This is a genomic window from Hyphomicrobium album (assembly GCF_009708035.1).
In the GTDB taxonomy this organism is placed as follows: Bacteria; Pseudomonadota; Alphaproteobacteria; order Rhizobiales; family Hyphomicrobiaceae; genus Hyphomicrobium_A; species Hyphomicrobium_A album.
In genome coordinates this window covers 1,049,410-1,074,896 of the sequence record NZ_WMBQ01000001.1, presented here as the reverse complement: position 1 = coordinate 1,074,896, position 25,487 = coordinate 1,049,410, and the positions used below count along the sequence as shown (strand labels likewise).

Sequence of the window (25,487 nt, the reverse complement as noted above, 5' to 3'; positions counted from 1 at the left end):
GTGGAGATCGTTCCCTTCGATCCAGTCACGCTGATCCTGATCTCGGTCTTCAATCCGGTCGTGATCGCCGTCGCCTTTCTGATGGGCCGCCGGGCCGACCAGTGGCAGAAGCTCATCGTCGCCGCCTTTGCGGCCTCGCTCGCCGGCTATGTCCTCTACTGGGTCGTCGCCGCTGTCGGCCTCATGCCGGTGCACGCGCTGGGCGGGGAGGCCGCTATCCTCATGATGCAATTCCTGCTTGGCCTCGTCTGGGCCGCCCTTGGCTACCGGCTGGCGCCGCAGACGCGCGGCTGATCACGCGCCGCGCCGGCGCGCGGGAAGCCTGATGCTGGGCGGCAACGCCAATATTAGTTCGCCGCGCGGTCCTTGTTCGCATCCGCAATTCACCACACAATCCGTGCCCGGACCGAAGTCGGGGGGACGATGCTCGGGCGTGTGCAGGCGTCGGCACTGTTCGTCGTGCTCGCTGTGGGGCTTGCCCCGCAGGCGGCGCGCGGCGATCCGGCGCTGACCTATCTCGAAAGCCTCAAGGGCAGCAGCGAGCGCTACAAGGCGCCGAGCGAGCTCGACGGGCGCTACACGGTCGCCCTCTACGTCAATGCGGCCGGTTCCGGTCCGTGGCGTCAGCGCATGTGGGTGCTGCATCGCGACGCCGTCGGCGGAGCGTGGCGGCTCGGCATGTGGGACGAGGAGCACTGGCGCAAGGCCAAGCTGGCTGAAGGCGAGGCGCCCTCGTATAGCTGGCCGGTATCGACGGGCCGCTACTATCGCGGCGATCCGTTCTCGGGGCCGACGCCGACCGGCGTCTTTGCGCTCGACGAGCGTAAGTGGCGCTACGGCCGCGGCTACACGGCCCCGGGCATGATCCACACCATGTATATCGACTTTCACTACGACAACGGCCGCCGCTCGGGCGTTGCCTTCCACGGCACGCTGCCCGGCCGCTACCGCCGGCTCGGCAGCATCGACTCGCACGGCTGCATCCGCATGAAGCAGAAGAATGCGGCGTCGCTCTTCGACCGCATCACCGGCCGCGACAAAGCTCTGCCACTGGACATGCGCTGGGGCGACGTGCCGCGCTTTTGGATGTCCGAGCGCGGCCAAAATCGGGCCGGCTATACGCGCGATGGGACCTCGCATCCGGCCGAGACGTTGGTCGCCGACCTTTCTCCTATGGAGACCGGTGCCACGACCGCCTCCGACGCGGGATTGCCCTCCGTGCTGACCAAGACCGGCTTCCGCGCCATCGCCGTCATCTTCGAAAACTGAGCCGCCGCGCGGCACTGCCCGAAAAGGGCCACTTCCGTCCGGCATGCACTTGCCTGCGGGGACGAGGTGGGACCGTCGTCCGGGGGTAATGCGTAATGACTGAGTTGAACGCGGCAGGCGTGCGGCCGGCGAAGAGCGCGCTTGTCATCAATCGCGGCGTGACCATCATCGGGGCCCTGTCGCTCGACGGGCCGGTGACCATCGAGGGCACCATCGACGGAGAGGTGCGCTGCTCCAACCTGCAGATCACCGAACGGGGCGAGGTCGAAGGCCTCATCGTCGCCGATAAAGTTGTGGTGCTGGGCGAATTCTCGGGTGCGATCTATGCGCGCGAGCTCATCCTCGGCGCCGGCTGCAACGTCGAAGGGCAGATCTACCATCACAAGCTGGTGCTCGAGGCGGGCTGCTATTTCGAGGGCCAGTCGCGCCGCCACGGTGACCCGTTGAAGATCGCGCCCGAGCCCCTCGAGCTCGAAGATTCCGAAGAAGCGTACGCCTGAGGCCGGCCCGCTTGCCCCGGGCGGCGCCCTGCGATAACGAGGGCGCTCGCAAGGAGCACGCCCAATGCAGGACACAGCCAAGGCCAGCAACCCCAAGAATTATATCGAGGGGGCCACCGGCCAGTGGGAGGTCATCGTTGGCCTCGAGGTGCACGCACAGGTCGCCTCCCAGTCGAAGCTGTTCTCCGGCGCCGCCACGGCGTTCGGTGCCGAGCCCAACAGCCACGTGTCGCTCGTCGACGCGGCGATGCCGGGGATGCTGCCGGTCATCAATGCGGAGTGCGTGGCGCAGGCGGTGCGCACCGGTCTCGGCATCAACGCCAAGATCAACCTGAAGAGTGTGTTCGACCGCAAGAATTACTTCTACCCCGATCTGCCGCAGGGCTATCAGATCAGCCAGTACAAGCAGCCGATCGTGGGCGAGGGCGAGGTCGAGATCGACGTCGACGGCGAGCCGATGATCGTCGGCATCGAGCGTCTGCATCTGGAGCAGGACGCCGGCAAGTCGATCCACGACCAGCACCCCGACTATTCCTACGTCGACCTCAACCGTTCCGGCGTGGCGCTGATGGAGATCGTGTCGAAGCCCGACATGCGCTCCTCCAAGCAGGCGCAGGCGTATGTCACCAAGCTGCGCACCATCCTGCGCTACCTCGGCACCTCCGACGGCGACATGGAGAAGGGTAACCTGCGCGCCGACGTCAACGTCTCGGTTAGGAAGCCGGGCGCCAAGCTCGGCACGCGCTGCGAGATCAAGAACGTCAACTCCATCCGCTTCATCGGCCAGTCGATCGAGGTCGAGGCGCGCCGCCAGATCGACATCCTCGAAGCCGGCGGCAAGATCGACCAGGAGACGCGCCTGTTCGACCCCGGCAAGGGCGAGACGCGCTCGATGCGGTCCAAGGAGGAGGCGCACGACTACCGCTACTTCCCCGATCCGGACCTGCTGCCGCTGGAGCTGACGATGGAATTCGTCGGCGAGCTGGAGAAGAACCTTCCCGAGCTGCCCGACGCCAAGAAGCAGCGCTTCATGGCTGACTTCGGGCTTTCCGACTATGACGCCAACGTGCTCGTCGCCGAGCGGGCGTCCGCCGACTACTTCGAGAGCGTCGCCAAGGGCCGCGATGGCAAGGTCGCGGCGAACTGGGTGATCAACGAGCTGTTCGGCCGCCTCAACAAGGAAGGCCAGTCGATCGAGGTTTCGCCCGTCTCGGCGCAGCAGCTCGGGTCGATTGTCGACCTCATCGGCTCGGGCGCCATCTCCGGCAAGATCGCCAAGGACCTGTTCGAGATCGTCTGGTCGGAGGGCGGCGACCCTGCCGAGATCGTCGAGAAGCGCGGCCTGAAGCAGGTCACCGACACCGGTGCCATCGAGAAGGCCGTCGACGAGATCATCGCCGCCAACCCGGACAAGGTGGAGCAGGTGAAGGCGAAGCCGACCATGCTTGGCTGGTTCGTCGGTCAGGTGATGAAGGGCACGGGCGGCAAGGCCAACCCCGCCGTCGTCAACGGCATCCTGAAAAAGAAGCTCGGCATCTGAGGCTGGCTCTCCGGCCTCGATCGAGACGCGTCAGCCCGTGTGCGCAACTGTCAGTGCGCGCTTCGCGTCCACCCGAATAGCTTGCAGAGAGGCGATCGCGTCATCCACGAACTTGTCGATGTCCGTCTCTGTCGCCAGGTGCGGCGAGATCGCGAGATCAGCCCGCCGGCTGAGCGCGCTCGACATTACGTAGAACTGAATGCTCAAATCCGCCGGACGATACCTGTGCGCATCGCTGATGAGATGGAAGCCGAACCTTCCCTTCGTCGCTTGGATCATCTCTTGGATCATCGCCTAATGACCTCCCCTGACAGCTCGCTCGCGCCGCAGCTCTGAGTGCGAGCTTGCCAATAGGCGCGCATGGCGAGCGCGATCAACGCTCGTCATGCCGCCTATCCGGCATCACTGGCCAGTCCGGCTAGGAGTCAGACCGTCAGATGACCTGCACCATGCTCGTTGGTCGACCAGATCGCGAGCACAATCACGACAATGCCGGCCAACACGTGCGTGAGTACAGCGGCGTCCGATCCAGTAAAACCCAACACCCAGGGTGAGATCACGAGCCAGGCGCCCAATAGGCCGCTGACCACGTCCTCCCAGGTTTGGAAGGCGAACAGCGCCATCAGCGCCATCACGGCAATGATGCCGCCGACCACATAAGCATTAAGCACAGCGAGCTGCTCTGTTCCGAAGCCGAAGAGCCACGGTGAGAAGAATAGCCCTACGCCGAGCAGGAAATTCAGCGTGTCCTGCCAATACGCGGAGAGCCTTTCGAGTAGTGACATTGCCAACCTCCATTGGTCGACATTGCGGGAGGTTCAAGTCCTGCCCGCATCTATACAGATGATCTAAGTATTGGCGCGGATCGTTCAATGCTGTGAAGGTACCGCCTAAAGAATTATGTCGGAACGAATATTGCGATGCAGCAGGACCATGTCAGGACGATTGGCGAAGGTGAGCACCGAGCCTAGGTAAGGCGGATGATCGACGATCCCCGCCTCTTCGCGCCGGCGACGGCGCGCAACCGTGATCCCATTTGGACTGTCCTCGCGCCCGAGCTGCCGACGCGCGGTCTAGTGCTGGAGATCGCTGCCGGCTCAGGCGAGCACAGCATTCACTTCGCGCGCCTCTCGATGCCGACGGTGCACTTCCAGCCGACCGATCCGGATGCGGCAGCTCGCGCCAGCATCGACGCATGGGCGGCGCGATCCGGTCTCGCCAACGTGAAGCCGGCGCTCGCCCTCGACGCCGCGGCGGACGATTGGCCCGTCACGCACGCCAACGCCGTCCTCTGCATCAACATGATCCACATTTCGCCGTGGGCGGCGACAGCCGGGCTCGTCCGCGGCGCCGCGCGCCTGCTGCCGCCTGGCGGTCTTCTGTTTCTCTACGGCCCGTATCGCTGCAACGGCCAGCACACGGCGCCGAGCAACGCGGCGTTCGATGCCGATCTGCGCCGCCGCAACCCCCTCTGGGGCGTGCGCGACATGGAGGCCGTCGCGGCGCTGGCCGCCGAGGCGCGCTTCGCCGCACCCGCCGTTGTCCCAATGCCCGCCAACAATTTCTCGCTGCTGTTTCGCCGCGGCGTCGCCGCGGGCTGAAATTAACCTTGGCCTCGACGCTGACCCGAGGCATGTAGCCGGCATGATGATCGCAAATTCACGCGCCAGGGGCGCATCCCAGCTCGGCGCATTGGCGCTCGCTGCCGTCGTCACCGCCATCGCCGTATCGCTCGCCTCCGCCCCACCCGCGCTGGCACAGGCGGACGCCATCGCCCAGGAGCAGGCCGAGGCGCAGGCCGCCTATGACCAGGCGCTCGCCGACTTCAAGAAGGCGCTCGCCGAGCGCCGCGCGCAGATCGACGGCAAAAAGAAGCTGCCGAACCTGCCGGGACAGGCGCTGTACCTCACGCGCGTCAAAGTCATCGGCACCTACAAGGATCTGACCGACGTGAAGCCGGAGCTGATCGGCCGGCCCAACAAGTTCAAGGTGCCGCCGGCTTACTTCGACGCCGACATCGAGCCGCTCATCGAGGAGTACGCCGCGCTCTTCAAGGTGATGCAGGCGCCGCCGTCGTTCGCGCAGGCTTCGGCAACGCCGTTCGAGGACGTCGCCGCCATCGGCACGGCGATCGCGCGCGCGCATGGGCTCGACGACAAGACCGCCGAAGCGGCCGGCCGCATCAGTCTCGGCATCTTCTACGCCGAGACCAACGGCAACCAGAACATCGGCAACGGGCGCTCCAACACCTACAAGGGCAGCCTGCAGACCGGACCCGCCGAGGATCGCAAGGGCCGCGCCAGGTGGGCGGGGCTGAAGCCGAAGATTGCCCAGGTCGCGCCCGACGTCGCCAAACGCGACGCCCAGGAGGAGGCGCGGGCCCGCGGCATCGACCAGCGCTACAATCACTGGACGGCGGTGCGCAACGGCCTGATGAACGCGCACGGCGATCTCTTCGCGCAGCTTCCCGAGATCATGCAGGTGCTACCCGACGAGGTCGATCAGATGAAGTTCTTTCAGCTCATCCAGATAATCCCATCGCCGACGCGCGCGGCGCTCGCCTCGGGTAACTTCGAGAAATATCGCGTCACCGACCCGAAGATCATGGGCTATCTGCGCAACAACGCCATGTTCGCCTTCGGCAAGGCAGACCGGGCGCGCAAGTCGGCGAACTTCCGCGAGATCCTCGATTCCATGTGGCTGTTCGAGAGCAAGTTCGAGAAGGCGCGCGACAAGTACCACGAGATCAAGGGCGGCTGACGCACGCGACCCGTAGGACAGCGCAAGCGCGGCGACCGGCCGAATCGGGTAGGCATGGCGGGTGCGACGCAGCTTTGGCGCGGCGGCCAACATGCACGTCACCAGTCCAACCCGGGGTTTTGTACGCGCGGTCATCGCGTGTGCCGCGCTGCTGAGCGTGTCTTGCGCCGCGCGCGCCGGCGACAGGCCGCAGGCCTACGAGGTCGACGCCGGCTTCGACACCGCGCCGCAGTCGCTCTACTGGTACAAGGAAGCGATCGTGGCGGTGAACCGCGACATGGCGAAGTCCGGCTTTCTGGTGCGCCTCTACGGCAGCGTCGCGGTCTACGACTACGCCGACCCCGCCGGCGCCACCATCGACGGCACGCTCTGGCAGGTGGACGTGATGCCGGGCTACCAATTCGTGCGCGGGTCGGAGACCTTCGGCGGCTTCGTCGGTGTCGACTTTCAGGACTCGCAACTCAGCCCCAACGACCCGACCAACCCCGTGCGCGGCACCGTCGCCGGCCTCAAGGTGGAAGGCCACTACTATTTCCAGGACGACAAGCAGCCCATTGAGGCGAGCCTCGTCAGCGAGTACTCGACGGCGTTCGAGACCTACTATGCGGAGCTCCGCGTTGGGGCGCGCCTGACCGAAAAGCTCAGCCTCGGCCCCGCGGCCGAGGTCGACGGCACCACGGGTTACAACGGGCAGCGCCTCGGCGTCTACGGCACCTACGCCTTCGATCTCGCCAAGGACGTGCCGCTGTCGGTGACTGTGCTCGGCGGCCACCAGTTCGTCAGCGGCGACGGGCAGGCAGGCCCGGCCGGCGGCGCCGGCACCTACGGTACGCTCGAGCTGTCGACGAATTTCTGAGGATGCACGGTAGCGGTATTACCGCACCACGAGGACGCCCTTCATGCCCGCCTCGTAGTGGCCGGGAATGAGGCAGGCGATCTCGAAGCTGCCGGGTTTGGTGAAGCGCCAGATCAGCTCGCTGGTCGTTCCTGGTGCAAGGCGTCGCCCGTTGGGTTCGGCGTGCCGCATGTCGGGGTTCTCCGCCATCTCCGCCTTGTGGTGGGCATTGTTCGCCGCCGTATCGATGAGGAACTCATGGTCGACGGCGCCGGCGTTCTGCAACACGAACCTGACCTGCTCGCCGCGCTTCACCTCGAGAGTGTTCGGCGAGAACGCCATTTCGCCGCTTGCGTCGTTCATCACGATCTCGATCGTGCGATACGCCGCATCGGGTGTGCCGGGCTCGCCCGCCGCGAAGAACTTGGCGGCGGGGCCACCGTGCTTGTGCGCGTCGTGTGAAGCGGCCTGGCGCGTCACGAATAGGCTCGTGAGAACAAGCAATGCGGTAATGCCGGCAGACCCGGCGCGTCGTTCAAGGCTCATGGATTCACCAGCGATCGGCGGCCTGGGTCGGCAAGTCGCCGCGCTGCATCGCGCGCAGGCGCGCCCGCGTGGGCCGGGGCTGCTCGCTGGATGACAGGAAGTCGCCGGAGCCGTCTCCAAAGCTCTCCCACGTCACCGTCACCTTGGTGCCGATCGTCACCTGCGGATAGAGATCCAGCACGTCCTTATTGTACATGCGGATGCAGCCCTTCGAGGCCTCGGTGCCGATCGTCCACGGCGCGTCGGTGCCGTGAATGCGATAGGTGCTCGAGCCCAGGTAAAGCGCACGCACGCCGAGTGGGTTCATTGGATGGCCGCCTGGCACCCAGCTGGGAAGCCGCGGGTTCTCCTTGAGCATGGTCGGCGTCGGCCGCCACGACGGGTTCACGCGTTTGTCGGTGACCTTGGTCACGCCCTGCCAGCGATCCTGCTCGCGCGGGATGGCGATCGGATAGCTGATCGCCTCGCCGCGGCGCGCGATGTAGTAGAGGCGCCGGTCGCCAAAGCTGACGATGATCTGGTTCGCCGTGTATTTGGAATCGAACGGGATGACCTCGCGGCCGGCGCCGTTGCTCTCCTGGCCGCCGCCCCAATCCCAGAATAGCTGCGCCGCTGCCGGAGTGATCTGCGCGGCCGTGCCGGCCAAAATGGAAAGTGCGCCGATCATCATGGGGCGCATAAAGCGTCGCGTCATTGCCCTGTCCCTCGCGCCGGAATTGCAGCCGGCTCCGCGCTCGTGCCGCATCACTGTGGCAAGAACGGGGATGTGGGCAAAAAAAGTTCGAAAACAAGGCGCCCCCGCTATCGGGCGCCTTGCGTGTGGCTACTCGGCCGCAGCGCGCGCGGCGTCCACCACGGCGTGTGCCTCGTCGGCGCTCTCGAAGATATGCGGCTGCAGCCCGCGCTTCTTCAGTGCCTCCTGCATCTTGAGGCGCATGAACGAGCTCGTCGAATAGCGCGCGGTGGTTTTGTAGTAGTGCTTCATCATGTACTCGATCATGTGAGCGTAGTCGTCGTAGAGGTCCTCGGCGATGCGGCACCCGTCATGGTTGACCACGGCATTGACGCGTCGGCCCGCCTTGATGCAGGCCTCGACGAGGACCTTCTGCAGGTCGGCGATATCGCCCTTCTTGCGCACGCTCCAGCCCTCGAGGTTGAGGAACAGGATGTTGCGATATGAATGGTACGAGACGCGATCGCACAGCTTGAGATTGGTCAGTTCGTCCATGAGCTCCATGGGCTCGTCGCGGAAGATGCGCGCGTCCATCGAATGGGGCTTATGGATGATCGGCTTGAAATCCATGTGGGCGAGGATGTCGCGCTCGATGTCGATGCCGGGCGCTACCTCGATCAGCTCCAGGCCGCCGGGAGTGAGCTGGAACACGCAGCGCTCGGTCACGTAGATCACCGGCTGCGATTTCGACGCCGCGTACTTGCCGCTGAACGTCACCTGCTCGACGGCTTTGACGAACTTGCGGGCGCGGCCTTCCTTGACGATGCGCAGCTTGCCGTCCTCGATCGAAACCTCGAGGCCGCCCGCCGTGAAGGTGCCGGCGAAGACGACGGCGCGCGAGTTCTGCGAGATGTCGATGAAGCCGCCGCAGCCGTTGAGCTTGCCGCCGAACTTCGAGGTGTTGACGTTTCCGTCCTCGTCGACCTCCGCCACGCCGAGGCAGGTCAGGTCGAGACCGCCGCCGTGATAGAAGTCGAACATCTGGTTCTGGTCGATGACCGAATCCGCGTTGGCGGACGAGCCGAAGTTCGAGCCGCCGGCGAGCACGCCGCCGATGGCGCCGGCCTCGGTGGTCATGGTGAGGAACGGCGTTACCTGCTCCTCGGACGCGACTGAGGCGACGCCGTCCGGGGCGCCCACACCGAGGTTGATCGCGCCGTTGAGCGGCAGCTCAAACGCCGCCCGCCGGGCGATGATCTTGCGCTCGTCGAGCTCCATGCGCGGCATGTGATCGACGGGAACGCGGATTGCGCCCGACAGCGCCGGATTGTAGTGCACGCCGTAGTTCATGCGGTGCATCTCGGGCGGATCGGCGACGACCACGCAGTCGACGAGGATGCCCGGCACGCGCACGTCCTTCGGCTTCAGAGAGCCGTGCGCCACGACGCGCTCGACCTGGGCGATGACAATGCCGCCGCTGTTGTGCGCGGCCATCGCCTGGGCGAGGCAGTCGAGCGTCAGCGCCTCCTTCTCCATGCTGAGGTTGCCGGAGGGATCGGCGCTCGTCGCGCGGATCAGCGCCACGTTGATCGGCGTCGCCTTGTAGAACAGCCATTCCTGGCCTTCGACCTCGACCAGCTTGACGATGTCATCGGTCGTCACCTCGTTGACCTTGCCGCCGCCGAGGCGCGGGTCGACGTAGGTGTGCAGGCCCACCTTCGTGAAAAGGCCCGGGCTGCCGGAGGCGCAAGAGCGATAGAGCTTGGAGATAACGCCCTGAGGTAGGTTGTAGCCCTGGATCTTGTTCTTCTGCGCCGCCTCGGCGACCTTCGGCATGCGGCCGAAATTGGCGGCGATCACGCGCGCCAGAAGGCCCTCATGATGCAGGCGCCCGGTGCCGAGCCCTTTGCTGTCGCCGGCGCCGGCGCACATGATGAGCGTCAGCCCCTTCGGCCCCTGGGTGTCGACGAACCGCTTTTCGATTGCGGCATGCAGCATTTCCGGAATGCAGCTCTGCACGAAACCGGTCGTGCAGACGACGTCGCCATCATTGATGAGCGCAACGGCCTGCTCGGCCGTGACGACCTTGTTCTTCATTGGATGAACCTGTCCCCTGGGGCGGTCCCTTCGGGGGGTGCGGCCGGTGGGCCCGGAGCACCCCTTTCAGGATCTCGTTCTTTGAGGGGATGAACCTAATCGGCGCCGCGCGGCCCTGCAACGATCCTCAGTTGGTTAACGCCCGCCCGCTGGGCGCCCGCGGCAATCCCTTGTCCGAACCGGGGCCCCGCCCCTGGGGTATCCTTGGCTCGCCAATTGGGGCGGCGAAGGACCCGTTGCTGATCGACGATAGGCCCCCGGAAGTACCTTGTTCAGGGGACTGCATATTTGGCGCCGATTCGATATGTTCGGGTGCTGCGCGAATTCCGCATTGGCCGTCAGCGCTCGAACGCTAGGCCTGCACGCCAGGTTCTCGGCACGGCGCAGCTGCTACCCGGCCGCTACCCGAGTTGGCAAATAGCGTTTGCTATTGATCCGATGTGGAGGGCGCGTCATGCATCGATTGGTCGCCACCCTGTTGCTCGCATTCTGGCTTGCCACGCCCCCGGTCGCGCTTGCGCAAGAAGCCGCCAAGCTTACGACACCCCCCGGCGATGCGGCGCCGACGATGTCGAAGCAGGAGCTGGATCAGCTCTTGGCTCCGATCGCGCTCTACCCTGACGACCTTCTGTCCAGCGTGCTGATGGCCTCCACATATCCATTGGATGTCGTCCAGGCAGCGCGCTGGCGCGCCCAAGGAGGGAACGCCAAGCTGAAGGGAGATGCACTCGCCAAAGCGCTGGAAGCGCAGGATTGGGATCCGAGCGTGAAGGCGCTCGTGCAATTCCCCGACGTGTTGAAGACGATGAGCGACAAGCTCGACTGGACGCAGAAGCTCGGCGAAGCGTTTCTCGCGCAGCAAGATGAGGTGATGGACGAGATCCAGGTGCTTCGCGAGAAGGCCGATCAAGCCGGCAATCTCAAGAGCAACAAGCAGCAGAAGGTCTCCAAGGAAGGCGGCGCCATCGTGATCGCACCCGCGGACCCCGAGGTGGTCTATGTGCCGGTGTACCAGCCGTCGGTCGTGTATGGGCCGTGGTGGTATCCGGATTACCCGCCCTACTACTGGCCGCCCTACTCCGGAACCTTCGTGTCGGGCTTTTTCTGGGGCTCCGGCATTGTGATTGCCAACTCGCTCTGGGGCTGGGGGCACTGCGATTGGCGCCACCACGACATCGACATCGACGTCGACAAGTGGAACCGCATCAACGTCAACCACGGAAAGATCACGTCCAACAAGTGGGCGTTCGATCCGGCGCACCGAGGCCCGGTGCCTTACAAGAACAAAGCGGCGCGCGAAAAATACGGGCAAGCCGATCGGACAAAGGCGGCCAACAAGGACTTCCGCGGCTTCGACAAGGACAAAGCTGACCGCTCACAAATCGAAGCCAGGCTGAAAGATACCGATCATGGGGCGATAAAAGACAAGCGCGGCGATGGCGCGGGTGCCGATCGCAAGGACAAGGGCGCCAAGCTGCCATCGTCGCGCGATCTTCCCAAAGCCGGCGACCGCAAGCGCAGCGGCACTCCCGAGCGCGCCGCCGCTAAAAGACCTTCGCCCGCAGCTTTCGACGTGAAACGCGGCAGCGACGTGCGCCGATCTGCCGACCGTGGTCGTGCCAGCCGCACCGCAATGTCGAGCCCTCGCGGTCGCGGAGGCGGAGGGGGTGGCGGGCGCGGCGGCGGTGGTCGGCGGCGATAGTTGCACGCGAATGGATGCGGAGGATGTCATGAAGCGCTCCGGACCGGTAAAGATTGGCCATTGGTGGCCGACCCTGCTCGCAGCTCTGCTGGTTGCCGGCAGCGTATTCTTGACCACGGCGGTCGACACGCGTGCGACCGCAGCATCGCAGCAGGCAACCTATAAGTCGCCGCAAGAAGCCATCGACGCGCTCGTGGCTGCAGTCAAGTCGGGCGGCATCGATGGCATCGTCGCCGTGCTGGGCGACAAAGGTCGCAAGCTCGCGAGTTCAGGGGACGCCGTCTCCGACGCTGCTGCGCGCGAGCGGTTCGAAGCCGCCTACGCGGAGCGCCACGATCTGGTTACGGAAGGCGACGCCCGTGTCGTGCTCCTAATCGGCAAGGACGAGTTTCCCTTCCCTATCCCTATCGTCGGCGACGCGGGCTCGTGGCACTTCGATACCGACGCGGGCGCCGTCGAGATCCTGGACCGGCGCATCGGCGAAAACGAGCTTGCTGCAATCGAGGTGCTGCGCGCCTACGTTGACGCACAGCGCGAGTATGCCGAAGCCGACCGTGACGGTAACGGCGTGCAGTACGCACACAAACTACTGAGCAGCGAGGGCAAGAAGGATGGTCTTTTCTGGCCAACAGCCGACGGCGAGCCGGAAAGCCCGTTCGGCCCGCTCATAGCCGAGGCGCGCGCCGAAGGATATCGGCGCAAGGCGGACGGCCCCACGCCATACCACGGGTATCTGTTCAAGGTGCTGACAGCCCAGGGCAAGGACGCCCCGGGCGGCGCGCGCGACTATGTGATTGGCGGACGCATGATTGGCGGCTTCGGCCTCGTCGCCGCGCCTGCCGAATACGCCAACTCTGGCGTGATGACGTTCATCGTCGACCACAACGGGGTTGTCTTCCAGAGGGATCTCGGAGCGGAGACCGCGCGTAAAGCCGCGGCGATGGAAGTATTCGATCCCGACGGCACCTGGACCAAGGTGCCCGGCGGTTGACGGCGGGCGCCGGCCCCTGGCGCATCGTCGCTCGTTGGGAAGTGGTCCCTGCGTCGGAAGGCGAGCGCGTCGTCGTTGCGTCCCGCTCTGGCCTCTTGCTCGTCGTTCATGCTTCGGGCTGTGGCCACGAGGTCGGCGACGCGTTGCCATGCCGCGCCCCCACGTGAATTCGTAACCGGCGACTGGCATTCTGCGCTCGCAGCGGAGGATCGGCAACATGACCCAGGACATCGTTCTCATTCATGGCGCCTTCTGCGGCGGCTGGTGCTTTTCCGACTTGATGCCGGTTCTCGCGGCGCGCGGCTTCAATTGCGCCGCCCCCGATCTGCCATACCACGTGCCCGGCCCCACGTTGCCGCCCGACCCGAGGCTCGCCAAGCTCGGCATCGCTGACTACACGCGCGACATGGCGGCGTTCGTGAAGCGCTACGCCGCGCCGCCGATCATCGTCGGCCATTCGATGGGCGGGATCATCGCCCAGCAGCTCGCCGCCCAAGGCCTCGCCCGCGCTCTCGTGCTTCTCACCCCGGCGCCGCCGTGGGGGGTGCTGCCGTCGACGGCCGACGAGATGAACCTCGCCAAGGGTCTGATGCAGGCGGCGCCCTTCTGGGACAAGGCGCTCAATCCGTCGTTCGAGGTGGCGAAGGGAGACTCGCTCGCGAGCCTCGACCCGCAGGCGCAGAACCGCGTCTTCGACATGTTCAGCGCCGAGTCCGGCCGCGCATTGTTCGAGCTTTTCTTTTGGATGTTCGACCTGGAGCACGCCACCGCCGTCGACATCGCCAAGGTGACGTGTCCGGTGCTCGTCGTCTCGGGCTCCGACGACAAGGTCATTTCGGCGGCGACCGGCCGCAAGGTCGCCGGGCTCTATGCCAATGCAACTTTCGAGGAGGCGGCGGGGCGCGGCCACTTCCTGATCATGGAGGAAGGAGCCGCAAAGCTCGCGGGGGGCTGTGCCGACTGGCTGGCGTCGGTCACCAAGTAGTGTCCGGGGCAGTGGCCCCGGCCCGTGCTCAGGCGCTATGATCGCCACGCGGCGAAGGACGCCGCCAGCTTCAAGGTGTCGGCCCTGCGCTCGCCATCGATCCACGTCCTGCTTGCCGCGGCGCTCCTCGTCGTCGCCGTGCTGCTGCGCGTGGCCGACCCGGCCCCGGTGTCGCGGCTGCGGCTCTCTGTGTTCGACACCTACCTCGATCTCGCTCCGCGACAGCTCGACCCGACCTTGCCAGTGCGCATCGTCGACATCGACGATGCCTCCTTGCACAAGCTCGGCCAGTGGCCCTGGCCGCGCACGCGCCTGGCGGAGATCGTCGAGCGCCTGAAGGAAGCCGGCGCGCGGACCATCACCCTCGACCTTATTCTCGCCGAGCCGGACCGCTGGTCGGCGGGCGAGTTCGCCAAGCTCTTTTCCGAGCAGCCCGATCTCAAGCTGCTCGTCGACAAGGCGACCGCGCTGCCGTCGAACGATGCGCGCCTCGCTGCGGCGATCGCCGCTTCCCCTTCCATCATCGGCCTCGCGGGTGAGACGGCAGGCACGGCGCCGCCTCCCAAGCCTCATGTGGGTTTTGCCATCGCGGGTGACGACCCGTTGCAGTTCGTTCCTCGTTTTAGGGGCACGGTACCTAGCCTCTCGGTGCTGACCGACGCCGCGAAGGGCCTCGGCGCCGTCAACTGGCTGCCCGAGCGCGATCAGGTGGTGCGCCGCGTGCCGCTGCTCCTCTCCATCGGCGGCGTGCTCTATCCATCGCTGCCGCTGGAGACTCTGCGCATTGCCACCAAGGAGACGACGGTGTTCGTGCGCTCCTCGGGCGGCAGCGGCTTCACGGCGTTCGGCCAGCGCACTGGCGTCGAGCAGGTGCGGGTCGGCAAGACCGTGCTCCCCACCGATCCCGACGGCGAGCTGTGGCTGCGCTTCGCGCGTCCCGACCCGCGCCGCTACATCTCGGCGTATCGAGTTCTAGTGCCATCCTTCGATCCCAAAGAGGTGGCCGGGCGCGACATCCTCATCGGCACAAGCGCCGTCGGCTTGCTCGACTTGCGCGCCACGCCGCTCGATCCGGCTGTGCCGGGCGTCGAGGTGCACGCGCAGGCGCTGGAGCAGATGTTGTCCGGCGAGCATCTGAGCCGCCCGGCTTTAGCGACGGGGTTGGAGCTGGTCTATCTCGTCTTGGTCGGCGGCGCACTCGCATGGCTGATCGGGCGCCTCGGTGCCATCGGCGCCGCGGCTATCGGCGCCGCTGCCGTCCTCGCCGTCTTCGCCTCCTCCTGGCTCGCCTACACCAACGCCGGCTACCTCCTCGATCCGGTCTACCCGTCGATTGCCTTGCTGCTCGTCTATCTCGCCACCTCGCTCACCGGCTACATCGCCACGGAGCGCGAGCGCTCGCGCGTGCGTTCCGCCTTCGGGCACTACGTCGCCGCGCCGCTGGTGGAGGAGCTGGCGCGCAACCACGACAAGCTGAAACTCGGCGGCGAGACGCGCGAGGTGACGGTTCTGTTCGCCGATGTGCGCGGCTTCACCGGCATCGCCGAGGGCCTCACCGCCGAGGGGCTGATCGCCTTCCTCAACCGGCTGTTCACGCCGCTCTCCGACATCATCCTGGAAAACCGCGGCACCATCGACAAGTTCATGGGCGACGCGGTGATGGCGTTCTGGAACGCGCCGTTGCTCGACGACGCGCACGCGACGAACGCCTGCCGCGCGGCGCTGCGCATGCAGGAGCAGCTGGAGCGTTTGAACGCGCTATGGGCGGCCGAGGCGGCGGCCGGCGGTGTCACTGCCCCGCGCGTGCAGCTCGGCATCGGGCTCAACACCGGCGACTGCTGCGTCGGCAACGTCGGCTCGCCGCAGCGCTTCGACTATTCCATCCTCGGCGACGTGGTGAACATTGCCTCGCGCCTCGAAGGCGAGACGAAGGCCTACGGCGCGCCGATCATCGTCGGCGAGCAGACCGCGCTCGCCGCGCCGCGCCTGGCCTTCCTCGAGCTCGCCTCGGTCAAGGTGCGCGGCAAGGAGCGGCCCGAGCGCATCTTTGCGCTCATCGGCGACGAAGCGGTCGAAGCTTCCGAGAGTTTCGCGCGCTTGAAGGGGGCGCATGCCCATCTCTTAGCCGCCGTTGCCACGGATGACGCCAAGGGTGCGAGGGCCGCACTCGCCGAATGCGCGGAGCTCGGCGGAGCGCCGCTGGCCCGGCTTTACGAGCATTACCATCGCCAGCTCGAACGTCAGCCCGCGAGCATCGACGCCTAGTACTTGCGGCGCAGCACCTTGGCGATACCGTAGCCGACGCCCAACCCGACACCGACGGCGACGCCGGCCTTAATACCTTTCTTGAGGATCTCGCGACCGCGTCCGTGCCGCTTCGGTTCGTAGTGGGCCTCGCGCGGGTAGGTGCGGTGTTCGCGATATTCGCGCTTGATCTTCACCTTGCGCGGCGGCGGCGTGTACGGCTCCTCGTACTCGATCTTCTGCGGCTTCACTTTCGTCGGCTTCGTCTCGCGCGGCGGGTCCTCGGGATAGTCCTCCGCATCCATCTTCACGATATCCTCCCTCGAGAAGATCGGATCGGGATCGATCTTGGGCGGCCGGACGATGAACGGGAACGCGTCGTCGAAGTCGATGTCGCGCTTGCGCAGGTTGGCCCACTTGGCGGGCGTGTCGATGTCGTCGCGGGTGATGCGGATGATCTTGCCCGGCTCGTCGTGCAGCAGGCACTTGCCGCTCTCGGTGCACGCTTCGACCGCGCCTTCGCTGAGCAGCAGCCAGGTCTCATTGGCGTTGATGACGAAGACGTCGAAGATCGTGCCGCGCACGGTGATCGACGCGGCGGGTGTGCGGATGACATACGCGGGCTTGGCGGCGATGCCGGTGATGAAACGGAACGTCCCCTTGATGAGATTGACGACGATGGCGCCGCCGCTCAAGTCGGGATCGTACACGAACTTGTCGAGCAGCATCCGCGCTCCCGGGCCGAGCGCCAGCTTGGTTCGGTCGTTGAGCTCGATCTCGCTGCGGCTATCCTGGTCGACCTCGATCATCTCCTGCTGGCGGACATCGTCGCCGCTCGCCAGCTGCCGCTCGTCGCCGGCATTCTCCAGCGAAGCTGTGACGTAGTTGACGACCGTGACCGCCGAGCCGATGGCGTCACCGGGGGCCGCGACGGCGGCACCACCGCTCATCAGCAAAGCCGAAATGCAAATCGCAGGGCTTGGAATGCGCATAGGGTCCACCTTTCAGGGTGGGGATAGGCGTTGCTGCCGCTCCCAGCAGAGCGGCCACTTCGCCGCATCGCCGCCCTGCCGTCTGTTCCCCGGGGAACATCGCTCATGGAAGGACGCCGTTTTACCCGCCCCCCCCCGCGCCCCCGGAAAATTTTCCCCGAGCCTTGATCGGCGCCGGCAGTTGACCTTGCCCTCGGACTGCCTACATCAGCGGGGCGGCAACGGGAGGGGATCGGTCCGCATGCAGGTTCGCGATACCGCCGCCGGCTATGGCCTGCCGACGCGCATTATCCATTGGGGAATGGCGGTCGCGATCGTCGGCATGTACGTGCTCGGCCTGTGGATGGTCGACCTCAACTACTACAGCCCCTACTACCGCACCGCTCCCGACATTCATCGCAGCGTCGGCATGCTGCTGCTCATCATGCTCGTCGGCCGCTTCGTGTGGAAACTGTTCAACGACAAGCCGAGCGACGCAGAGCTATCCGCGTATGAGCGCTACGCCGCTACCATCGTGCACTGGGGCTTCTACCCCTTGCTGTTCGCGCTGATGGTGAGCGGCTATCTGATGTCGACGGCTGACGGCCGCCCGCTCGAGGTGTTCGACTGGTTCAGCGTCCCGGCGCTCATCCACGACAAGCCGATGGAGAAGACGGCGGGCGAGCTGCACGAGCTGCTCGCCGACATCACCATGGTCCTCGTGCTGCTGCACGCCGTCGCCTCCCTCAAGCATCACTTCATCGATCGCAGCCGCATCCTGGCGCGGATGTGGTCGGGCCCACCCAAAAATCAGCAGAACCCCTGAGGAGCTACACATGAAGCTTACCCCTGCCTCGCTTGCGCTCATCGCCGCCGTGTTGTCGGCCGCCCCGGCGACCGCCGCCGACTACGTGATCGACGCGGACAAGGCGCACGCGTCGATCAACTTCCGCATCAAGCACCTGGGGTTCAGCTGGCTCACGGGACGCTTCGATACCTTCAAGGGAACGTTTGCGTTCGACGCGGCGAACCCGTCCGCCTCCAAGGTCAACGTCGAGGTCGACACCAACTCCATCAACTCCAACCACGCCGAGCGCGACAAGCACCTCCGCGGCAAGGACTTCCTCGATACCGCAAGCTTCCCCACGGCGACCTTCGAGAGCACCTCGGTAAAGCTCGACGGCGACAAGGCGACGATCACCGGCAACCTGACCCTGCATGGCGTCACCAAGGAGATCGCCATCGCGGCCACGCGCGTCGGCGGGGGCGACGATCCGTGGGGCGGAAAGCGCGAGGGCTTCACCGGCACGACCACCCTGCCGCTCAAGGATTTCGGCATCAACTACAACCTCGGGCCGTCGTCGACGGCCGTCGAGCTGGCTCTGGAGATCGAGGGTGTCCAGAAATAGCGCACGCGGGCGCGGTCAGGTTACCGCCCATTAACCCAGCTGCAGCTTGGGGGACGGTTCCTCGGACAAACACCCTGCAAACAAAGGGATACGTAACGCCGCCTGTGACACTTTCCGGCTCGTGCAATCCAAGCCGGCGCGCGGAAGTCCGGAGCTTTCCGCGCGTCGCCGGCATGCGCAAAAAAGAAGCGTGAACCACGCGCGGGGAGTGACGTCAGTTGCCAGTCACGCCGACACCGTCAAAGCAGGAGATGCGTGCTGTCGGGGGTGCTCGGCGGTACAACCCTTCGCGCCGTCTGGCGCAGACGCTGTACGAGCAGGACGTCAAGGGTGAGCAGGCCATTGCGGTTGCTCAGGGCAGCATCGCGTTGCTGGCCATCTTCGCCTACGGGGAGACGCACGCGCTATCGGGTCTCTTGAGCTGGGGAACGCTCGCGCTCGGTGCGCTCATTGTCAGCTCGGTGCTGCGTTGGTTCCTGACGAAAAGGAAGGAGCTGCCGGAGCGCCTGCTCGATGCGCTGAACGTTTTCGACGTGCTCGCAGTGCTATCGCTGATTTGGATTTACCACGCCGACGTCGACAGCCCCGGGTCCATCATCATCCGCCCGCCGGCCTTCGCCATCCTGCTGCTTATCGTTACCGTGCGCGCTTGGCGGCTGCATCCGCGGCCCATCGCCATTGCCGGGCTCGTCGCGCTGGCCGGGTGGAGCATGTTCATCTGCCTTGCGCCGCTGTTGTCCACTTCGGCGGCGGCGGCATCGGATGTCCGCAGCTATCTAGCGGCGCTGTTCAATCTGCCGGCGTCGGAGCTAGTGCGCATCCTGTCGCTCGCCGGCCTCGTTCTCATCCTGGTCGGCGGAGCCTACAAGGCGCGGCGCATCCTCGGCCGCGCGGCACATGCTGCCGACTACGGCGAGGCCCTCGAGGCCGCGCAGCAGCATCTGCAGGAATCCACCAGGGCCCGCGAGCAGGCGGAAGCGGCGCTCGCCGCGCTCGACCGGCGCGACGCAGAGCTCAGTGAGCAAAACCGCCTGTTCAACGCCGCCCTGGAGAATATGACCCAGGGCTTGTGCATGTTCGACGAGGACCAGAAGCTCCTCGTCTGCAACGACCGCTACATCCAGATTTACGGCCTGTCGAAAGAGCTCGCCAAGCGTGGCACGCCGTTCCGCAAGATCGTCGAAAGCCGCATCGAGAATGGGCTCTACGACGGCGGCGACCCCGCTGCCTATTTGGAGGAGCGCCTCGCTTCCGCGCGCGAGGCCGTGCGCAACACCCGTCTGCACGAGCTGGGAGACGGCCGCGTCATCGCCATTACCCACGAGCCGATGCAGGGCGGCGGCTGGGTCGCCACGCACGATGACGTCACCGAGCTGCGTCGCATCGAGGCGAAGCTTTCCCACCTGGCGCGGCACGATGCGCTGACCGACCTGCCCAATCGCGTGCAGTTGCGCGAGCGCATGGATCAGGCGCTCATCGGCGACGCGCTGGAGGGGAGCCAGCTCGTCGTCCTCCTGTTCGAAATCGATCGCTTCAAGGAGGTCAACGACACGTTCGGTCCCTCGATCGGCGATGCGCTGCTGCAGGCTGTCGCCCAGCGTCTGCGCCGCCGCCTCGACGGGGTCGACATGGTGGCGCGGGTCGGCGGTGACGAATTCGCCGTGCTGCAGCTGACCAACGAGCCGGCCAAGGCGGCCGACGCGCTCGTCAAGCGCGTCCACGCGGTGCTTGGCACCTCCTTCGACATCGACGACCAGTCGGTAACGATCAGCGTCAGCGTCGGTGTTGCCGTGGGACCGGCGGACGGCAAAGACCCCGACGAGCTTCTGAAGGCGGCCGATCTCGCCCTCAACCGCGCCAAAAAAGATGGCCCGGGCAACTCGCGCTTCTTCGAGCGCGAGCTGGACGAGCGCGTGCGCGCCCGCCACAAACTCGAGCAGGACATGCGCGTGGGCCTGCGCGAAAGCCAGTTCGAGCTCTATTACCAGCCACAGCTCAACCTGGCTGACAACGAGATTGCCGGATTCGAGGCGTTGTTGCGCTGGAACCACCCCGAGCGCGGCGTCATCTCGCCGGTGGAATTCGTCGGCCTCGCCGAGGATACCGGCTTCATCGTGCAGCTCGGCGAATGGGCGTTGCGTGAGGCGTGCCAGGAAGCGGCAAGCTGGCCGAAAAACGTACGCGTCGCCGTGAACCTGTCGGTTGCGCAGTTCCGCTCCGGGCACGTGCGCCAGTCGGTGATCCAGGCGCTGGGCGCTTCATCGCTGTCGCCGAGCCGGCTCGAGCTCGAGATCACCGAATCTGTGTTGATGCAGGAAGGCACCGAGGTAGCCGACGCTCTCGGCAGGCTGCAGGATCTCGGCATCGGCATTTCGCTCGACGACTTCGGCACCGGCTTCTCGTCGCTCGGCTACCTGACGCGCATCCGTTTCGACAAGATCAAGATCGACAAGCACTTCATCAGCGAGCTACGCGACGAGCCGAACAGCGCCCTGGCGGTGCTGCGCTCGGTGGTGGCGCTGTCGAAGAGCCTCGGCATCACGACCGTAGCCGAGGGCATCGAGACCAAGGAGCAGCTCGAGCGGGTGCGCGCCGAGGGCTGCGACGAGGCGCAGGGCTTCTACGTCGGCCGGCCCGTCACCGCCAGGGAGGTGGCGACGCTGCTCAGCCGCCAGCGACCACGCCGGCAGCGCCAATCGCGGGCCTCATGACATCAGTTGTCGGTCGGGGCGGGCGGCCACGGCCACGCTTCCTCGTGACCAGTGTCAGATTCGAGAAAGTAGAAGTCGAGCCCGATCGGCGGCACGTCCGGGTCGCCGACGGGGCGTGGAGGCGGAGCTTCCAGGAGGTCCTGCGCGGGTGGGGCGCGCTGCGTGATGTACCCGGCCTGAGCGGGATGAGCGACCGCGGAAAGCGTGAGCAACGCAACGAGAGCAGACCAACGCATGCAACGACCTCCCAAGCCGGCCTGCTAGGTACGATGGGGCGATTTAAGGAAAGCTCGCGGGCTGCTTCGGCAGTTGAGCTAATTGCCGAATGTGCGGCGACGAATGAGCCGGCTGTTGCGGTCGTGATATGATGGAATCACGGCTTGCCGCCGTACTAGCGAGAGGACGCGATGGCTAACGCCGGCCGATCGACTGCTGCCGCCAACGATACAGCGGCGCTCGAGATCTTCCAAAACCAGTGGGGGGTCTATCAGAAGTTTCTTCAGTACGACTACCTCTCGAATGCGGAAGCCTGCGCCGCGCTGCATCGCTTCCTCATCGACGATTTGGGCCGCCCGTTCCGTTTCATCGACCTCGCCTGCGGCGATATCAGCGGGATCGTCGGCACTTTGCGCACGACGCCCATCGAGCACTATCGCGGTGTCGATCTTTCCGGCCCCGCGTTGGCGCTAGCGGCGGAAAATCTCGCGGCGCTGCCGTGTCCGGCGCAGCTCGATGAAGCCGACTTCACGGTCGCGATGCGCGACCTGCCCCAGCCTGCCGACATCGTCTGGATCAGCCTGTCGCTCCACCACCTCGACGCGGTCGCCAAAGGCGCATTCATGCGCGAGGTGCGCGACAGGCTCGCTCCGGGCGGCGCGTTTCTAGCCTATGAGCCAACGCGCCGGGAAGGCGAGGATCGTCCCGCCTACCTCGACCGCTTCGAGGCGATCGGACGGCGCGACTGGACCAATCTAACGGACAGGGAGTTCGCCGAGGCGATGCGCCACGTGCGCGCCTGCGATCTACCGGAGACCATGGCGGGATGGAAGGAGCTTGGGCGAGCGGCGGGCTTCGCCTCCACGACGGAACTTTACAGGTCGCCGACGGACCTCTTCCGCCTGTTCCTCTACCGGCCCTGATCGGCGGGACAATTCATGCGCCCGGTCGGCGCGCGATAATGGCTATGCTCTCGACGATCTCGGGGAATGTGCCCGCAGGTGAGATCGACAGCATCGTCTCGCGCACCGCTTCCTCATAGGCGATGCGCCCCTGCTCCCCGAGTGCTGACGGCGAGTTGGCGGAGAATGAGAGGGCGCGGGCGACGACTTCCTCGATCGGTGTCGTTCTGAGCTCGAACACGGAGATGCGCTCGACGTTGCTGAAGGCGCTGCGCAGCAGAACGCTCACATGCTCCTCCCAGCCATCGCTCTTACGCCAGTGGTAGAACTCGTCGAAGCGGCCGTGACCCTTACGCAGCTCCTCGAACGCCCCATGCCAGCGGACGCCGGCATCGTGCAACTCCGTATTGACGAGGGCCACGGCGCCGCCGGGACCGATCAGCTCGTCGAGCCGCTGCAGCGTCGCCTCGCGGTCCATCCAGTGGAAGGCGCGGGCAATCGTCACCAGGTCGAGAGGCGCGAGATCGGCGGGAAGGTCGAAAGAGGTGCCGACGCGCCAGTCGACGTCCATCCCGGCGATCCCGCTGGCCTGGCGCGCGGTGGCGATCATGTCAGTGTCGACGTCGACGCCGATCATGGTGCCGCAGTGGCGGGCGAGCGGGAGGGTGAGCGAACCCGGTCCGCAGCCGAGGTCCAGCACGCGCGAGCGCGCGTCAAGCTTTGCCTCGCGCGCCAGCCGCACCACGAGGCGCTCCGAGTATCGCGGGCGCCCATTGACGTAATAAGGGATTGCCGACGTGAAGCGGTTGGGATCGAGGGGTGCGATGCGGACCATGCGACTGCCGGGTTGAGGGAGCAGAGCAGGGCTCTATGTAGGGTGCGCAGTCGGGTTCAGCAATGGCGCGTCAGGCGGCCGATGTGTCCCGCTTGGCGGCCTTGGCGGCAGGCTTCACGACGGCGCTGCGCAGAAGCAGCGAAGCCTCCATCGCCGACAATGCAGGTCCAAAGAACGAGCCTTGCGCCTGCTCGCAGCCGGCGGCGAGTAGAAACACGGCCTGCGCCTGCGTCTCCACTCCGTCGGCTATGGTCTCGGCGCCGAGTTCGCGGGCGACATGCACGCTGGCGCGGACGGCACGGGCGCTCGCGGCATCCGTCATCGCTCCTGCCACCAGCGACCGCGCGATCTTCAGCCGCTGCACAGGCGCGCTCGCCAGGTAGCCGATGGAAGAATAGCCGCTGCCGAATTCGGTGACGGCCATTCGCACGCCCAGGTCGCGCAGCGCCTGCAGCGCCGACGCGTAGCGCTCGGCGGCCTGCATGAGCACCGGCTCGTCGAACTCGAGCTCGACCCTATCAGGGGCGATGCAGTGCCGTTCCAGACACGCCTGCACGTCTTTGGCCATCGCGGCGCCGGCTTTGAACTGCCCACGGCAAACGCCGATTGAGATGACGGGAGGCGCCACGTCGTGATCTTGCCACTGCTGCAGCTGCCAGCAGGCTTCCTCCATTGCCCAGGCACTGACGGCAAGAATGCTTCCCGCCCGCTCGGCAATGGGGATGAACACCGATGGAGAGATGATGCCGCGCGACGGGTTGTGCCACTGCACACGTGTTTCGAGCCCGGTGATGCGCCCGGTCGCGATCTGCACCTGGGGCCGGTAGACGAGCTCGAGCTCGCCGCGCTCGATGGCGGTTCTGAGCTCCCGGGCGAGAAGCACGCGCGCATGCACCTGCCGGTCGAGCGCAGCGTTGTGGAAGCGGTAGCAGTTGCGCCCGTCGTCCTTGGCTCGGTAGAGGGCGAGGTCGGCCTGCACCATGAGATCGGCCGGAGTCGCCGTCTCGCCCGTCACATTCGCGACGCCGATGCTAGCCGTCACGGCTAAGTCCTCGTGCTCGATGGTGCACGGCGCGGCGATCGCGCTGCCAATCTTCTCCGCCAGCGTGCCGGCGTCCGTAGGCGTCGCGATGTTTCGCTGCAGGATGGCGAACTCGTCGCCGCCGAAGCGCGCGACGAGGTCGTCACTGCGCACGGCCCCGCGCAGCCGTTCGGCGACCTCGACGATCATCGCGTCGCCGGCGGCATGCCCGAGCGTGTCGTTGATTTCCTTGAAACCGTCGAGATCGAGAAACAGGACGGCGAAGTCGGCGCCGCCGCGGGCTCGCGCGCTGAACGCGGCTTCCAGCTCCTCCATGAAAGTACGGCGGTTGGCAACGCCAGTGAGCGGGTCCTGCCGCGCCAGCAAGGCTATGTGCGCGTTGGCAGCGTCGAGCTGATGGGCGAGGCGCACGTCGACGGTCAGGATCAGCATCGTGGTGCCAAGAAAAAGCAGCGTCATCGCGGCAACGGCGATGGCCAGCCAGAATTGGTCGATTTCGAAATTCGGAGCCGTGCATATCGCGCCGGGCGCGAATTGGGCTGCCGCCATCGCTGTGTAGTGCACGGCGCATATCCCGACGCCCATCGCCAGGGCGGCGAGCAGCCGTTTGCCAATGATATTCGCCGTAGCATCGCTGCGCAGCCTGAAGCCGAGCGCCAGCGCAAGTCCAGAGGCAGCAATCGCAACGGCGATCGACACGACGACGAGGAGCGTGTCGTAGGACGGCGGGGGCGCAACATTCATTGCGGCCATCCCCGTGTAGTGCATCGAGGCTATACCGATGCCCATCGTCACGGCGGCGGCGGCGAGGTTGGTGAGATCGGGGGTGCGTCGGCTGACGACGTAGAGGGCAAAGCCAGATGCCATGCACGCGATGATCAGCGACGCAATGGTAGTCTCGAGATCGTAGGACATCGAAATCGGCAGCGTGAAAGCCAGCATGCCGATGAAGTGCATCGACCAGATGCCGGCGCCCATGGCGATGGCACCGCCAGCCAGCCAGTAGATACCGGCCCAGCCTCGGGTCGCCGAAATGTGCACCGCCAGCGCGAATGCGACGTATGAGGCAGCAACGGCAACGACGAGCGAGAGCCCGACAAGCTCAAGCGAGTAGGTTCCGGTCATTTATGGCTACGCAGGCAAGCGTTAATTGTTATTAATGAAGGGCCGCGACGTATCGGGCCGCGCGGCCGACGGAGCGCTCAGTCTCGCTCCGTAACGATTTACGTTGGCTTATAGGCGCGCCCAAATTCGCGGCA

Annotated in this window: 24 protein-coding genes; 15 read left to right on the top strand and 9 right to left on the bottom strand. The window is 65.8% G+C overall.

Annotated features, from left to right (window positions below):
- From GIW81_RS05310 to gatB, 4 genes are all read left to right on the top strand, one after another.
- Window positions 1-294, top strand: coding sequence for a hypothetical protein (locus tag GIW81_RS05310; protein ID WP_154738261.1), 294 nt, complete (start codon window positions 1-3; stop codon window positions 292-294).
- A gap of 129 nt (window positions 295-423) precedes the next feature.
- Window positions 424-1,269 (top strand): L,D-transpeptidase, encoded by an 846-nt coding sequence (locus tag GIW81_RS05305; protein ID WP_154738260.1) that lies wholly within the window; start codon window positions 424-426, stop codon window positions 1,267-1,269.
- A gap of 95 nt (window positions 1,270-1,364) precedes the next feature.
- Complete coding sequence (locus tag GIW81_RS05300; RefSeq protein WP_154738259.1) at window positions 1,365-1,769, top strand: bactofilin family protein; 405 nt, start codon at window positions 1,365-1,367, stop codon at window positions 1,767-1,769.
- 64 nt (window positions 1,770-1,833) lie between these two features.
- Window positions 1,834-3,309, top strand: coding sequence for an Asp-tRNA(Asn)/Glu-tRNA(Gln) amidotransferase subunit GatB (gene gatB, locus GIW81_RS05295; RefSeq protein WP_154738258.1), 1,476 nt, complete (start codon window positions 1,834-1,836; stop codon window positions 3,307-3,309).
- A gap of 30 nt (window positions 3,310-3,339) precedes the next feature.
- Here the strand turns inward: gatB and GIW81_RS05290 are convergent, their stop codons facing one another.
- Both GIW81_RS05290 and GIW81_RS05285 read right to left on the bottom strand, forming a co-directional pair.
- Window positions 3,340-3,600 carry a hypothetical protein gene (locus GIW81_RS05290; protein ID WP_154738257.1) on the bottom strand — a complete coding sequence of 87 codons (261 nt, stop codon included), beginning with the start codon at window positions 3,598-3,600 and terminating at the stop codon, window positions 3,340-3,342.
- A gap of 134 nt (window positions 3,601-3,734) precedes the next feature.
- Entirely contained in the window at window positions 3,735-4,094 is a 360-nt protein-coding gene (locus tag GIW81_RS05285) for an SPW repeat protein (protein WP_154738256.1), read from the bottom strand.
- A gap of 195 nt (window positions 4,095-4,289) precedes the next feature.
- Between GIW81_RS05285 and GIW81_RS05280 the strand changes: the two genes are divergently transcribed.
- The 3 genes from GIW81_RS05280 to bcsS all read left to right on the top strand — a co-directional run bounded on the left by GIW81_RS05280 (window position 4,290) and on the right by bcsS (window position 6,925).
- On the top strand, window positions 4,290-4,910 hold the full coding sequence (locus GIW81_RS05280; RefSeq protein ID WP_154738255.1) for a DUF938 domain-containing protein: 621 nt from the start codon (window positions 4,290-4,292) through the stop codon (window positions 4,908-4,910).
- Between the two features lie 43 nt (window positions 4,911-4,953).
- Window positions 4,954-6,069 (top strand): hypothetical protein, encoded by a 1,116-nt coding sequence (locus GIW81_RS05275; protein ID WP_229309082.1) that lies wholly within the window; start codon window positions 4,954-4,956, stop codon window positions 6,067-6,069.
- A gap of 91 nt (window positions 6,070-6,160) precedes the next feature.
- Window positions 6,161-6,925, top strand: coding sequence for a cellulose biosynthesis protein BcsS (gene bcsS / locus GIW81_RS05270; protein ID WP_154738254.1), 765 nt, complete (start codon window positions 6,161-6,163; stop codon window positions 6,923-6,925).
- An 18-nt stretch (window positions 6,926-6,943) separates the two neighbouring features.
- Here bcsS and GIW81_RS05265 read toward each other — a convergent pair whose 3' ends face one another.
- The 3 genes from GIW81_RS05265 to GIW81_RS05255 form a co-directional block, all read right to left on the bottom strand.
- The gene (locus GIW81_RS05265; protein WP_154738253.1) at window positions 6,944-7,450 is read right to left on the bottom strand and encodes a cupredoxin domain-containing protein; all 507 of its coding nucleotides are present in this window, start codon (window positions 7,448-7,450) and stop codon (window positions 6,944-6,946) included.
- A 4-nt stretch (window positions 7,451-7,454) separates the two neighbouring features.
- The gene (locus GIW81_RS05260; RefSeq protein ID WP_154738252.1) at window positions 7,455-8,144 is read right to left on the bottom strand and encodes a L,D-transpeptidase; all 690 of its coding nucleotides are present in this window, start codon (window positions 8,142-8,144) and stop codon (window positions 7,455-7,457) included.
- A 129-nt stretch (window positions 8,145-8,273) separates the two neighbouring features.
- On the bottom strand, window positions 8,274-10,220 hold the full coding sequence (locus GIW81_RS05255; RefSeq protein ID WP_154738251.1) for an acyl CoA:acetate/3-ketoacid CoA transferase: 1,947 nt from the start codon (window positions 10,218-10,220) through the stop codon (window positions 8,274-8,276).
- Window positions 10,221-10,674: 454 nt separating this feature from the next.
- Between GIW81_RS05255 and GIW81_RS05250 the strand changes: the two genes are divergently transcribed.
- The 4 genes from GIW81_RS05250 to GIW81_RS05235 all read left to right on the top strand — a co-directional run bounded on the left by GIW81_RS05250 (window position 10,675) and on the right by GIW81_RS05235 (window position 16,163).
- Complete coding sequence (locus GIW81_RS05250; RefSeq protein WP_154738250.1) at window positions 10,675-11,922, top strand: DUF3300 domain-containing protein; 1,248 nt, start codon at window positions 10,675-10,677, stop codon at window positions 11,920-11,922.
- Between the two features lie 28 nt (window positions 11,923-11,950).
- Entirely contained in the window at window positions 11,951-12,913 is a 963-nt protein-coding gene (locus GIW81_RS05245; RefSeq protein WP_154738249.1) for a DUF2950 domain-containing protein, read from the top strand.
- Window positions 12,914-13,130: 217 nt separating this feature from the next.
- Complete coding sequence (locus tag GIW81_RS05240) at window positions 13,131-13,898, top strand: alpha/beta fold hydrolase (protein WP_154738248.1); 768 nt, start codon at window positions 13,131-13,133, stop codon at window positions 13,896-13,898.
- Between the two features lie 24 nt (window positions 13,899-13,922).
- A complete protein-coding gene (locus GIW81_RS05235) occupies window positions 13,923-16,163 on the top strand; it encodes a CHASE2 domain-containing protein (RefSeq protein ID WP_324614899.1) in 2,241 nt (746 codons plus the stop codon).
- On the opposite strand, the gene GIW81_RS05230 is transcribed toward GIW81_RS05235, so the two are convergent.
- The gene (locus GIW81_RS05230; protein WP_195930398.1) at window positions 16,160-17,092 is read right to left on the bottom strand and encodes a FecR family protein; all 933 of its coding nucleotides are present in this window, start codon (window positions 17,090-17,092) and stop codon (window positions 16,160-16,162) included. The genes GIW81_RS05235 and GIW81_RS05230 overlap by 4 nt on opposite strands.
- A 283-nt stretch (window positions 17,093-17,375) precedes the next feature.
- Between GIW81_RS05230 and GIW81_RS05225 the strand changes: the two genes are divergently transcribed.
- From GIW81_RS05225 to GIW81_RS05215, 3 genes are all read left to right on the top strand, one after another.
- Complete coding sequence (locus GIW81_RS05225) at window positions 17,376-17,939, top strand: cytochrome b (protein WP_154738246.1); 564 nt, start codon at window positions 17,376-17,378, stop codon at window positions 17,937-17,939.
- A gap of 10 nt (window positions 17,940-17,949) precedes the next feature.
- A complete protein-coding gene (locus GIW81_RS05220) occupies window positions 17,950-18,522 on the top strand; it encodes a YceI family protein (RefSeq protein ID WP_154738245.1) in 573 nt (190 codons plus the stop codon).
- 251 nt (window positions 18,523-18,773) lie between these two features.
- Window positions 18,774-21,233 (top strand): putative bifunctional diguanylate cyclase/phosphodiesterase, encoded by a 2,460-nt coding sequence (locus GIW81_RS05215; protein ID WP_154738244.1) that lies wholly within the window; start codon window positions 18,774-18,776, stop codon window positions 21,231-21,233.
- Window positions 21,234-21,235: 2 nt separating this feature from the next.
- Here the strand turns inward: GIW81_RS05215 and GIW81_RS05210 are convergent, their stop codons facing one another.
- A complete protein-coding gene (locus GIW81_RS05210) occupies window positions 21,236-21,469 on the bottom strand; it encodes a hypothetical protein (protein ID WP_154738243.1) in 234 nt (77 codons plus the stop codon).
- A 171-nt stretch (window positions 21,470-21,640) separates the two neighbouring features.
- Here GIW81_RS05210 and GIW81_RS05205 point away from each other — a divergent pair, with 171 nt between their 5' ends.
- Window positions 21,641-22,372 (top strand): class I SAM-dependent methyltransferase, encoded by a 732-nt coding sequence (locus GIW81_RS05205; RefSeq protein WP_154738242.1) that lies wholly within the window; start codon window positions 21,641-21,643, stop codon window positions 22,370-22,372.
- A gap of 13 nt (window positions 22,373-22,385) precedes the next feature.
- Here the strand turns inward: GIW81_RS05205 and GIW81_RS05200 are convergent, their stop codons facing one another.
- Both GIW81_RS05200 and GIW81_RS05195 read right to left on the bottom strand, forming a co-directional pair.
- Window positions 22,386-23,186 (bottom strand): class I SAM-dependent methyltransferase, encoded by an 801-nt coding sequence (locus tag GIW81_RS05200; RefSeq protein WP_154738241.1) that lies wholly within the window; start codon window positions 23,184-23,186, stop codon window positions 22,386-22,388.
- A 70-nt stretch (window positions 23,187-23,256) separates the two neighbouring features.
- Window positions 23,257-25,353 (bottom strand): putative bifunctional diguanylate cyclase/phosphodiesterase, encoded by a 2,097-nt coding sequence (locus GIW81_RS05195; protein ID WP_154738240.1) that lies wholly within the window; start codon window positions 25,351-25,353, stop codon window positions 23,257-23,259.
- Window positions 25,354-25,487 lie beyond the last annotated feature (134 nt).

Excerpts from the sequence above, each read along its gene's own strand:
- GIW81_RS05305 (WP_154738260.1), top strand. The coding sequence starts at position 424 with ATGCTCGGGCGTGTGCAGGCGTCGGCACTGTTCGTCGTGCTCGCTGTG.
- GIW81_RS05300 (WP_154738259.1), top strand. The coding sequence starts at position 1,365 with ATGACTGAGTTGAACGCGGCAGGCGTGCGGCCGGCGAAGAGCGCGCTT.
- gatB (WP_154738258.1), top strand. The coding sequence starts at position 1,834 with ATGCAGGACACAGCCAAGGCCAGCAACCCCAAGAATTATATCGAGGGG.
- GIW81_RS05290 (WP_154738257.1), bottom strand. The coding sequence starts at position 3,600 with ATGATCCAAGAGATGATCCAAGCGACGAAGGGAAGGTTCGGCTTCCAT.
- GIW81_RS05285 (WP_154738256.1), bottom strand. The coding sequence starts at position 4,094 with ATGTCACTACTCGAAAGGCTCTCCGCGTATTGGCAGGACACGCTGAAT.
- GIW81_RS05280 (WP_154738255.1), top strand. The coding sequence starts at position 4,290 with ATGATCGACGATCCCCGCCTCTTCGCGCCGGCGACGGCGCGCAACCGT.
- GIW81_RS05275 (WP_229309082.1), top strand. The coding sequence starts at position 4,954 with ATGATGATCGCAAATTCACGCGCCAGGGGCGCATCCCAGCTCGGCGCA.
- bcsS (WP_154738254.1), top strand. The coding sequence starts at position 6,161 with ATGCACGTCACCAGTCCAACCCGGGGTTTTGTACGCGCGGTCATCGCG.
- GIW81_RS05265 (WP_154738253.1), bottom strand. The coding sequence starts at position 7,450 with ATGAGCCTTGAACGACGCGCCGGGTCTGCCGGCATTACCGCATTGCTT.
- GIW81_RS05260 (WP_154738252.1), bottom strand. The coding sequence starts at position 8,144 with ATGACGCGACGCTTTATGCGCCCCATGATGATCGGCGCACTTTCCATT.
- GIW81_RS05255 (WP_154738251.1), bottom strand. The coding sequence starts at position 10,220 with ATGAAGAACAAGGTCGTCACGGCCGAGCAGGCCGTTGCGCTCATCAAT.
- GIW81_RS05250 (WP_154738250.1), top strand. The coding sequence starts at position 10,675 with ATGCATCGATTGGTCGCCACCCTGTTGCTCGCATTCTGGCTTGCCACG.
- GIW81_RS05245 (WP_154738249.1), top strand. The coding sequence starts at position 11,951 with ATGAAGCGCTCCGGACCGGTAAAGATTGGCCATTGGTGGCCGACCCTG.
- GIW81_RS05240 (WP_154738248.1), top strand. The coding sequence starts at position 13,131 with ATGACCCAGGACATCGTTCTCATTCATGGCGCCTTCTGCGGCGGCTGG.
- GIW81_RS05230 (WP_195930398.1), bottom strand. The coding sequence starts at position 17,092 with ATGAGCGGTGGTGCCGCCGTCGCGGCCCCCGGTGACGCCATCGGCTCG.
- GIW81_RS05225 (WP_154738246.1), top strand. The coding sequence starts at position 17,376 with ATGCAGGTTCGCGATACCGCCGCCGGCTATGGCCTGCCGACGCGCATT.
- GIW81_RS05220 (WP_154738245.1), top strand. The coding sequence starts at position 17,950 with ATGAAGCTTACCCCTGCCTCGCTTGCGCTCATCGCCGCCGTGTTGTCG.
- GIW81_RS05215 (WP_154738244.1), top strand. The coding sequence starts at position 18,774 with ATGCGTGCTGTCGGGGGTGCTCGGCGGTACAACCCTTCGCGCCGTCTG.
- GIW81_RS05210 (WP_154738243.1), bottom strand. The coding sequence starts at position 21,469 with ATGCGTTGGTCTGCTCTCGTTGCGTTGCTCACGCTTTCCGCGGTCGCT.
- GIW81_RS05205 (WP_154738242.1), top strand. The coding sequence starts at position 21,641 with ATGGCTAACGCCGGCCGATCGACTGCTGCCGCCAACGATACAGCGGCG.
- GIW81_RS05200 (WP_154738241.1), bottom strand. The coding sequence starts at position 23,186 with ATGGTCCGCATCGCACCCCTCGATCCCAACCGCTTCACGTCGGCAATC.
- GIW81_RS05195 (WP_154738240.1), bottom strand. The coding sequence starts at position 25,353 with ATGACCGGAACCTACTCGCTTGAGCTTGTCGGGCTCTCGCTCGTCGTT.